Origin of the sequence: Thermomonas sp., from assembly GCF_035369645.1 — a bacterium.
GTDB lineage: Bacteria > Pseudomonadota > Gammaproteobacteria > Xanthomonadales > Xanthomonadaceae > Thermomonas.
Map to the genome: position 1 here is coordinate 99,585 of NZ_DAOOUM010000001.1, position 9,725 is coordinate 109,309.

At 62.5% G+C, this 9,725-nt stretch carries 10 protein-coding genes; 6 read left to right on the top strand and 4 right to left on the bottom strand.

Going from position 1 to position 9,725, the window contains the following annotated elements:
* Positions 1-3 precede the first annotated feature (3 nt).
* Together PK789_RS00450 and PK789_RS00455 are read right to left on the bottom strand one after the other, a co-directional pair.
* Positions 4-2,940 carry an ATP-binding protein gene (locus PK789_RS00450; protein WP_324306135.1) on the bottom strand — a complete coding sequence of 979 codons (2,937 nt, stop codon included), beginning with the start codon at positions 2,938-2,940 and terminating at the stop codon, positions 4-6.
* Between the two features lie 20 nt (positions 2,941-2,960).
* Positions 2,961-4,157 carry an EAL domain-containing response regulator gene (locus tag PK789_RS00455; protein WP_324306138.1) on the bottom strand — a complete coding sequence of 399 codons (1,197 nt, stop codon included), beginning with the start codon at positions 4,155-4,157 and terminating at the stop codon, positions 2,961-2,963.
* Between the two features lie 138 nt (positions 4,158-4,295).
* Here PK789_RS00455 and PK789_RS00460 point away from each other — a divergent pair, with 138 nt between their 5' ends.
* Positions 4,296-4,781, top strand: coding sequence for a DUF421 domain-containing protein (locus PK789_RS00460; RefSeq protein ID WP_324306140.1), 486 nt, complete (start codon positions 4,296-4,298; stop codon positions 4,779-4,781).
* On the opposite strand, the gene hemF is transcribed toward PK789_RS00460, so the two are convergent.
* Both hemF and PK789_RS00470 read right to left on the bottom strand, forming a co-directional pair.
* Complete coding sequence (hemF, locus tag PK789_RS00465) at positions 4,778-5,701, bottom strand: oxygen-dependent coproporphyrinogen oxidase (RefSeq protein WP_503011848.1); 924 nt, start codon at positions 5,699-5,701, stop codon at positions 4,778-4,780. The genes PK789_RS00460 and hemF overlap by 4 nt on opposite strands.
* Positions 5,702-5,729: 28 nt before the next feature.
* Positions 5,730-6,521: a uroporphyrinogen-III synthase gene (locus PK789_RS00470; RefSeq protein WP_324306143.1), complete on the bottom strand. Its 792-nt coding sequence runs from the start codon at positions 6,519-6,521 to the stop codon at positions 5,730-5,732.
* 45 nt (positions 6,522-6,566) lie between these two features.
* Between PK789_RS00470 and PK789_RS00475 the strand changes: the two genes are divergently transcribed.
* The 5 genes from PK789_RS00475 to PK789_RS00495 all read left to right on the top strand — a co-directional run.
* Positions 6,567-7,034, top strand: coding sequence for a YiiD C-terminal domain-containing protein (locus PK789_RS00475; protein WP_324306145.1), 468 nt, complete (start codon positions 6,567-6,569; stop codon positions 7,032-7,034).
* 47 nt (positions 7,035-7,081) lie between these two features.
* Positions 7,082-7,498 (top strand): hypothetical protein, encoded by a 417-nt coding sequence (locus tag PK789_RS00480; RefSeq protein WP_324306147.1) that lies wholly within the window; start codon positions 7,082-7,084, stop codon positions 7,496-7,498.
* Between the two features lie 76 nt (positions 7,499-7,574).
* The gene (locus PK789_RS00485; protein WP_324306149.1) at positions 7,575-8,009 is read left to right on the top strand and encodes a rhodanese-like domain-containing protein; all 435 of its coding nucleotides are present in this window, start codon (positions 7,575-7,577) and stop codon (positions 8,007-8,009) included.
* A 148-nt stretch (positions 8,010-8,157) separates the two neighbouring features.
* Positions 8,158-8,685: a protein-export chaperone SecB gene (gene secB, locus PK789_RS00490; RefSeq protein ID WP_324306151.1), complete on the top strand. Its 528-nt coding sequence runs from the start codon at positions 8,158-8,160 to the stop codon at positions 8,683-8,685.
* Positions 8,686-8,698: 13 nt separating this feature from the next.
* Positions 8,699-9,725 (top strand): NAD(P)H-dependent glycerol-3-phosphate dehydrogenase (locus PK789_RS00495; RefSeq protein ID WP_324306153.1); only part of this gene is annotated, 1,027 nt, incomplete at its 3' end.

A 9,725-nucleotide genomic window follows, 5' to 3' on the forward strand; every position in this document is an offset into this window, starting at 1 on the left:
GGATTACCCCGCGTGCTGTGTGTGCGCTTGTAGTTGTGCGACGGCAGCGTGCAGGCGGTCGATCAGTATGGCGACGGCGTCCCCGTGGCCGCTGCGACCGGCGGCTTCCAGTGCGGCGGCGGTTTCGCCCAAGTGGTGTGCGCCCACCAGCCGCGCCGCGCCTTTGATTTTGTGCGCTTGCCGGGTCATGTCGGGTAGCAGAGCGGCAGCATGCAGGCGGTCGAGTTCGGCCATGTCGGCGGCGGTGCTGGCCAAAAAATCGGCAAGTAGCAGTGCGAATTCATCGGGATCACCGCCGGTCAGTTCGGTCAACACCTGACGGTCGAGGATGCCCGCATCCACATCCGCATCTTTACCCGGCGCCTTCTCCGGTTGCGTTATGTGTCCGGTTGCGGTGGCTTGACGATTGTTCTCGGTCTGGATGCGCAGGCTATCGGCCGAACTGGCATCGGCATCGCCTTGGGTATGCGGCAACCAGCGTTGCAGGCAAGCGCCCAAGGTGGCGATCCCGACCGGCTTGGCCAGATAGTCGTCCATCCCGGCATCCAGGCAGCGCTCGGCTTCGCCCTTCAGTGCCGATGCGGTAAGTGCCACCAGTGGCGTGCGCGGCAGGCCACGCTGGGCTTCGTCGCGGCGGATTTCACGCGCCATCTGGTAGCCGTCCATATGCGGCATATGCACGTCGGATAACACCAATGCATAGCGGCCTGTGCGCCACGCCGCCACGCCCTGCACGCCGTCTTCGGCCACTTCCGAGGCATAGCCGGCCAATGCCAATTGTCGTTGGATGACTTGACGGTTGGTGGCGTGGTCATCCACCAACAAAATCAAACTGCGTTCGTGTTCCGCCGTGGTCACGCTGGGCAGTTGCCGGGGGTGGAAGCCGGGGGCTTGTTTGCCGGGCAGTAGCAGGTCGGGCAATTCCTCTTCCGGCGCACGCTGCAAACTGACGTGCAGGCACATGCGGGTGCCCTTGCCGGGTTCCGATGCCATGTCGATGCTGCCGCCCATCAATTCCGCAATCCGGCGGCAGATGGCCAGCCCCAGGCCGGTACCGCCAAAGCGCCGGGTGGTGTCGGTCTCGGCTTGGGCAAAGGGTTGGAACAGTCGCGCCTGCGCCTGGGCACTGATGCCGATGCCGGTGTCGGTCACCGATAACACCAGGGTATCGCTGCCCATCGCGCCATGATTCGGGTCGTGGCGGATACATTCTGCGGCCACCGTGATGCGGCCGCGCTCGGTGAATTTGAGCGCATTCGATAGGAAATTACTGAGTACCTGCCGCAGCCGTACGGGGTCGGCGTAGTGGGCCGGTGCGATGCGTGGGTCGGTCTTGCATTCCAGCAGCAAGCCCTTGCTGGATGCAGAGCCGGAGTAGTTGGCGGTCACGCTGCGCAGTAATTCTGGTAGCGACGTGGGCAACGGCTCCAGCTCCATCTTGCCGGCTTCGATTTTGGAGAAATCCAGAATGTCGCCGATGATGCGCAGCAGCGATTCAGCCGAGCTTTGGATGACCGACAGCGCGCGGCGTTGCTCGTGATCCAGATGGGTGTGGCCCAACACTTCGATCATGCCGGTCACACCGATCATCGGGGTGCGTATTTCGTGGCTCATGGTGGCCAAGAACGCGCTCTTGGCATGGTTGGCATCGCGCGCGCGACTTTCACTCTCACGCAGAGCACGTTCCAGCCGCTTTTGCATGGTCAAGTCGGTGGCCACCGCCAGCAGGCCCACCATGGTGCCGCTGTCATCGCGCATCGCCGACAGTGCCAGCAACACCGGCAAGGTGCGCCCGCGTTGGTGGCGCAGGGCAAATTCGCGTGGTGGTTCGCGGTGCCGGGCCAGCTCGTGCAGCGCCGTCCAATTGGCTGGAATCGTCTTGCCATAGGCTTCACTGAGCGAGCGCGCCAGCGCGCCCAGTGCTTCCGGGTCCAGCACCACATCCAGTGTTTCGCGGGCAAGCAAACTGCCCGCCGGCCAGCCCAGCAAGCGTTCCGCAAATGGGTTGATCTGCGAAAATACGCCATCTTCATCGACCGCAAAAATTGCAGTAGGTGCGGCCTCCAGCAGCAGGCGTTGGAATTGCTCGCGACGTTCCAGCGCAACCCGCACACGTTCGGTATTGCCCAATTGCTCGGTCAGTTGGCCCTCGATGCGGCGCACGTGATCGCGCATGCGCAGAAAACTGTCCATCACCTCGCCAAGTTCGCCGTGCGGGAGATAGCGCGGCTGGGTGGTGTAGTCGTTGTGGGTCATCGCCCGCGCCAATGCGGTCAGGCTTTCCACCCCGCGATAGCCATTGCGCAAGATGCGCCGGCCCAGCACCACCACCAAAAGCAGGCACAGCAAGGACAAACCGAGGCGAATATGACCCAGCCAGCGGGTGCGGGTTTGCTCGGTGGCCACGAGGGTGGTTGCGCGGGTCTGTACCAGACTGTCGAGTCGCTCCAGACGCTGCACCAGTGGGTCGGTGGCGGGAAACAAGTCGTGATCGGCAAACTGGCCAAGGGCAAGGATGTCGCGTTGGCGCAAAATCGTGCGCAGTTGATCGAATGCGGCATCGGCACGCGGACGCGCTTGTTGGGCCTGCACCAACAGCGCTTTTGCTTCGGGATCCATCGGCATCGTTTGCAATGCCTGCCACTGTGTCTGCGATGTCGCTTGGGCGTGTTCGATAACGTTTTCGGCGTGCTGCCAGTCGATCAGGTAATTGCGGGTGCGGAACGTGGTATCGATCAAATCCTGTTCGTAGGCATTGGACAGGCGGCGAATGCGATGCATGCCAGTCAGCACATCGTCTTGGAGTGCGGTCATCGAGCGCTGCATGTAAAACTGCCCAAACTGATCCAGCACCAGCACCAAAAAGCCGGTGAGCAGAAACATCCCGAACAGGCCCAACAGTTGGTGGCGGATCCCGGATTTGGAAGGGTCGAGCAGCATGGCCAGTCCGTGCGTCGGCGTCAGTTGCCTGGGCGCCGCCAGCGCGCCACCGCCGCTTGCATCTCGCTGCCGGGAACAGGTCGCCCAATCAGCCAGCCCTGCGCAATGTCGCAACCCAGCTCCGCCAACATCTGCCAGTCTTCAATCGTTTCCACGCCCTCGGCCACAGTGACGAGGCTCAGCTTGCGTGCCAAGTCCAAACTGGCTTCCACCATCGCGCGCTTGCGTGGCTGCGCATGCGCGGTGAACACGAACTCTTTGTCGATTTTCAACTCGGTAAACGGCACCTGCGCCAACTGCGCCAGCGAGGAATAGCCGGTGCCAAAATCGTCGATCGACAGACCAAACCCTTTCAGCCGCAAACGCGCCAGCAAACCCAACCCGCGTGCGGCATCGGACATCACCGAGCTTTCGGTAATTTCCAGCACCACATCCTCAGGCAAGATGCCGTAGTTTTCGACGATGGCCTGGAAGCGATCAGCTGCGGTGGTATCGGCAAGCGCCAGTGGCGACACATTGACCGACAACTTCAAGCGCATGCCGCTTTGATGCCAGCGTTGTAACCACTGGCAGCCTTGCTCCAGCATGCGGTCGGTCAATAGATTGGCGTAGCCCTCGCGCTCCAGCACGGGCACAAACAGCACCGGGCCCACCACGCTGCCATCGGGGCGCTCCCAGCGCGCCAAGGCTTCGACACCCACCACCTTGCCGTTGCCAAATTCCACCTGCGGTTGAAACCACGGCACGACCTGGCCTTGTTGCAGCGCGGCCACCAGATCGGCCACATTGAAGTCGGCCGCGCCTTCGTCTTGGGTTTCACCGGTGTGCTCACCAAATCGCGCCAGCAAAATTTCCAGTTTTTCGCGGGTCAGTGGTTTTTCCACGCTGCCCAAAACCCGCAGGCCATAGGCGCGGGCCATGCTTTGCACGGTGTGCAGCAATGCCGGGTCCAATGCACTGACCACGGCCACGGAACGCGCCAAACGTTCGTGGGCGATTTGGCCAATACATTCGATGCCATCCATGCCGGGCATGTCCAAGTCCACCAACACCACATCGGGTGCGCTGGACTGCTGCCGCAGCACGTCCAGCGCGTGCAGGCCGTCGGCACCTTCCAAGGTGCGCTCCACGCCAAGCTCGGCCAGTAGGCGCAGCGCAATACGGCGCTGAAAGCCGTGATCTTCAACCACCATTACTTGTAGTTCCGACCAGCTCATGCACTCATCCCCGATGCAGGTAGCGAGGCGCAAGCCTAGCGCAGTGTGGGGCAGGATGGGGGATTGCCGGCTGGAGGCGTGCTGAAGGGGCTGCCCGGGCCGCTACACTCGGCGGTAACACCAGCCGTGGGGATCGCCGTGAATGACCTGTTGCAACTGTCCGCGCCTTGGTGGCATTTCGTGCTGCGCGCCGCCGTCATTTATGTGTTGGTGATGGTGCTGATGCGGATCTCCGGCAAGCGCGCAGTGGGGCAGTTCACACCCTTCGATCTGATCTTGTTGATCTTGATCGGCAATGCCGTGCAGAACGGCATCAACGGGGGCGACAACTCGCTGACCGGTGCACTGGTGATGGCCAGCACCTTGATTGCGTTGAACTATGTTGTGGCGTGGGGTTCGGCGCGGCACGCCGGGTTCCGGCGGTTGGTGGAAGGTGCGCCGGTGGTGTTGGCGCATGCCGGGCATGTGGATCACGCGATGTTGCGCAAACAACTGGTGAGTACCGCCGATTTTGAAACCGCGATGCGCCAAGCCGGGTGCAAGAATGTGGCGGATATCCAGCGCGCCATTTTGGAAACCAACGGGCACATCAGTATTGAGCTTCGCAACAGCAAGCCGGGTTAACGCAGCTCCTGCAACCAGTCACGTGGGCGCAGATAGTCAAGCAGCCGCGCTTCGGCACTGGCAGGTTCGGGGCTGTAGCCGTATTCCCAACGCACCAAGGGTGGCAGGCTCATCAAGATACTTTCGCTGCGTCCACCCGATTGCAGGCCAAACAAGGTGCCGCGATCGAACACCAGATTGAACTCGACATAGCGCCCACGGCGGTACAACTGAAATTGCCGTTCGCGCTCGCCATAGGGCAGATGCTTGCGACGCGCGACGATTGGCAGATAGGCATCAAGAAAGCCGTCACCCACCGCCTGTAAGTAGGCAAAGTCGGTGTCGAAGTCGGTATGCAAATCATCAAAAAACAAGCCGCCGACGCCACGGGTCTCGTGCCGATGTTTCAGGAAAAAATACTCATCGCACCAGCGTTTGTGCGCGTCGTAACGTGCCTGCCCGCCGAATGCTGCGCACAGGTCGCGCGCGCTGCGGTGCCAATGCAGCACATCCTCATCAAACGGATAAAACGGGGTCAGGTCAAAGCCGCCACCAAACCACCAGGCCACCGTTTCGCCATCACGCTGGGCGCGGAAATGGCGCACGTTGGCGTGGGTGGTGGGCAAGTAGGGGTTGCGCGGATGGAACACCAGCGACACACCGACTGCGCGCCACGATGCGCCGGCCAGCTCCGGGCGCGCCACGCTGGCCGACGGCGGCAGCGTGCTGCCGGAGACATCGGAAAACCCGATGCCGGCTTGTTCGAACACCGCACCGTCGCGCAGCACGCGGGTGCGGCCACCGCCGCCTTCGCTGCGCTGCCACACATCTTCGGCGAACACGGCGGAACCGTCGGCCGCGGTAATCGCCATGCAAATGCGGTCTTGCAGGCCGGTCAGGTAACTGCGGACGTTGTCGATGTCGGGAATCACTATGCTCATGGCGCTAGTGTAAAGAGCATTCGCAGCATCACGTGCTGGCGCGCGGCCATGTGCGTGCAATCGCAGCCAAGACATCCGCAGGGCGGGCGCTGCTGGCTTGTTCGACAAGGCGGAAGCCAGCGTCGTGCGCTGCCTGCGCCAGCCGCGCACTGGCGGCGGCCACGCGGACCTTGCGCAAAATGGGCAATAGCGCAGGCGGGGTTTGTGCCAACAACGCATGCAAGGCTTCGCCACTACTCAGCGCCAGCGCCACATGCGCAGGTTGGCGTAATGCGGTGGCAAGCAGGGCCCAACGTTGCTTCGGAATAGTCACCGCTGCGCGCGCATACACGTCCACGCGCAGTACCTGCGCGCCGCGCGCTTGCAAGGTGGGGGCGATCACGCCGCGCCCGCCCGGTGCCGTGACCAAGGCAATGCGCAGGGCATGCACATTGGCCAGTGCCGGCAGGCCCAGCAAGCCCTCGCTGTCCATCCGCGTCGGCGCCAGCGCTGCGATGCCTGCACGCGCCAGCGCGCGCTGGGTGCCGCGGCCCACTGCCAGCCAGTGCTGGCCATGGCGCGCATGCAGGGGATGCAAGGTGGCGGCGGCACGCACCGCATTGGGGCTGGTAAACAACAGCACATCGGCGGCCAGTGCGGCGAGCAGCGCGGTGCGCGTCTGCACGCTGGCCAGCGGTGTAATGGCGAGTGGAGACAATGCCAAAAGACGCGCACCATGCCGCGCGCATGCCGCCCGCAAACTGGCGTGCTGTCCGCGCGGTCGCAGCGACAATACGGTGCAGTGTTGAAGCGGAAGTGATTGATCTGCAAGACGCGGCATGTGCCAAGCTTGGCATAGCCGGCCCGCATACGGCAGGCTTTGCAGATGGACGCACTCACGCAGCACGCGGCGCTGGACGCTTTGGCCGCACATTTCAATGGCATGCCGCCAGTGGCCGGCATGCATCCGCACATTCTGGACTGGCAGCACGGCAAGTTGCGCGTGCAGGCGCCGCTGGCCGCCAACATCAACGACAAAGGCTGTGCCTTCGGCGGCAGTTTGGTATCGCTGATGACGATTGCCTGCTGGGGGCTGGTGTCGCTGGAATTAGCGCAGGCCCAGTTGCATGCCGATATTTTTGTGGCCGACAGTCGCGTGCGCTATCTCAAGCCGGTGTTTGAAACGATCGTGGTGGAAGCGGTGTTTGATGATGCCGGCGAACACGCGCAACTGGCCGCAACCCTGCGTCGGCAAGGGCGTGCGGGGATTCGCTTGCACGCCAAGACCATACTGGCCGAAGGTGGCGTTGCGGCAACGTTTGTGGGCCGTTATGTCGCGATTGGCAAGACCTAAACCATAAACCCGTTAGGATGCGAGCTTCCCCCGGCGGAGAGTCCGCGATGTTTCGATTGCTACTGCGCTGTGTGTTGATTGCCTGCTTGGCCATGTTGGCGGGTTGCCCCAAGTCTGCCAGCAAAGGCACCGCGCTGGATGAAATCCAGTACACCTGGTCGGCAGCGATTCGCTGGGGTGACTTCGAGGGTGCATGGGGTCTGGTTGATCCCAAGGTGCGCGAAGCCCATCCGATGACCGATTTGGATTTTTCCCGCTTCAAACAAGTCCAAATTTCGACCTATCGCGATACCGGCAGCAGTGTCTTGGGGGGCGAAGTGGTGCGCGACATCGAAATTGGCGTCATCAATCGCAACACCTTGGCCGAACGCAGCGTGCGCTATCGCGAGCGTTGGCGCTATGACGAAGCCGCCAAAACCTGGTGGCTGACCTCGGGGATGCCGGATTTGTGGCAGGGCGAGTAAAGTCGCGCCCGCGAAGTGAGCGCGTACGGACGAGGCGGCAGGTACAATTGCCGCCCCGTGATTCGTGGTAGTTGCCGTGACCTTTGCCGACCTGGCCGCCTTTGCTGGCCGTAATCCCGTGTTGTCGCTGGCCTTGGTGGGCCTGACGGTGGCCATCATCGTCAATGAAATCCTTGGCCTGCTGAGCGGTGTGCGTCGCATCGGCCCGGCGCAACTGACCGCCTTGGTCAACCGCGATAACGCCTTGGTCGTGGATTTGCGCGCGATCGGCGATTTCGAAAAAGGCCATATTGCCGGCGCCAAAAACGTGCAGATGAGCCAGTTCGATCCCGAGAACAAAGCGCTGGCACCGGCCAAGGCGTTGCCGGTGGTCTTGGTTTGCCAAGCTGGGCAAACCGCGCACACCGCCGCCAAGCGCTTGCGTAAAGCCGGCTTTGCGCATGTCGCGGTGCTGGAAGGCGGCATCCAGGCGTGGCAATCGGCCGACCTGCCGCTAGTCAAGGGGCGCTGAGCCGCTTGCGCGCATCAATGGCGGCGCGGTTGCCCTTGTGAATGGCCATCGCCACCCCATGTCTTAGCGTATCGCCCGCCAACGGTGCGATAATTCCCTATTACCTGTGTGCCATACGCACATTCAAACGCATACCTTGGAGTTGTCCATGTCCGATGAAATCCTGAACGGTGCCACTCCGGTTGCCGACGCCCAGCCGCAAGGCCCGGTCTTCACTGTTGAAAAGCTCTATGTGAAAGATCTGTCCTTTGAGGCGCCGAATGCGCCGCAAGTGTTCAACGAACAGGGCCAGCCGGACCTACAGATGAAGCTGAACCAAAAGGTGCAGCGACTGGCCGATACCGCGTTTGAAGTCAGCTTGGGTATCACCCTGACTTGCACCTTGAACGGCAAGACTGCGTACCTAGCTGAAGTCGAGCAGTGCGGCGTGTTTGGTTTGGGCGGCATGGAAGACCACATCATCGATGCCATGCTGGGCATCCAGTGCCCGACGATCCTGTACCCGTACGCCAGTGCGGCCGTTGGCCAGCTGATCACCGCCGGCGGCTTCCCGCCGTTCCCGATGCAGCCGATCAATTTTGATGCGCTGTATGGCGAAACCTTGCGCCAACGCGCTGAGCAGATCGGTCAAGGCGGCGACGCCCTGGCCAATGCCGAAACTGCCGGCAACGCTTGATACGTCCGGCTGCATGACAGCATCCAATACCGCGGCGGTTGCCGTTCTTGGCGCGGGCTCTTGGGGCACCGCGCTGGCCGCCCTGATTGCCCGCCATGGTCATCCCACCGTGTTGTGGGGTCGCGATGTGGCTACCGTGGCAGCAATTGATGGTGACGGTGAAAACCCGCGTTATCTGCCGGGTATTGCGTTGCCCGGCAACCTGCGTGCCACCACATCCCTACACGAAGCGCTAGTTGATGCCGCATTGGTGCTGGTGGTGACGCCCTCCCACGCCTTTGCCGAAACCCTGCGTGCACTGGCCCCGCTGCGCCCGCCGCAGGCCGGTGTGGCCTGGGCCACCAAAGGATTTGAGCCTGGCAGTGGGCGGTTTTTGCACGAAGTCGCTGCCGATATCTTGGGTGACGATGTGCCGCTAGCGGTGGTCACTGGACCGTCGTTTGCCAAAGAAGTGGCGCAAGGCCTGCCCACCGCACTGACCGTGCATTCGGACGATGCCGCGTTTTGCCGGCAAGTGGCCGATGTGCTGCATGGCCCGGCGTTCCGCGCCTACACCGGCAGCGACATGCGCGGGGCGGAGTTGGGTGGGGCGATGAAAAACGTGCTGGCGGTGGCCACCGGTGTGGCTGATGGCATGGGCTTGGGCCTGAACGCCCGCGCCGGCCTGATCACCCGTGGCTTGAATGAAATGCTGCGGCTGAATATCGCCCTGGGTGGCCGCCCGGAAACCCTGATGGGCTTGGCCGGCTTGGGTGACTTGGTGCTGACCAGCACCGGCGATCTGTCACGCAACCGCCGGCTGGGCTTGGCGCTGGGGCGCGGCTCCTCGATCGAGGATGCGGTGCGCGAAATTGGTCAAGTGGTGGAGTCCATCCAAACCGCCGACGAAGTGATGCGGCTGGCGACTGCGCACAGCATCGAACTTCCCATTGCGGAAGGGGTACGCGACGTGCTGCATGGAAGTGTGACTCCCGCAGAAGGATTGGCGCGATTGATGGCGCGCGAACAGAAAGCCGAGTACCCGCAGGACTTGTTCGGTT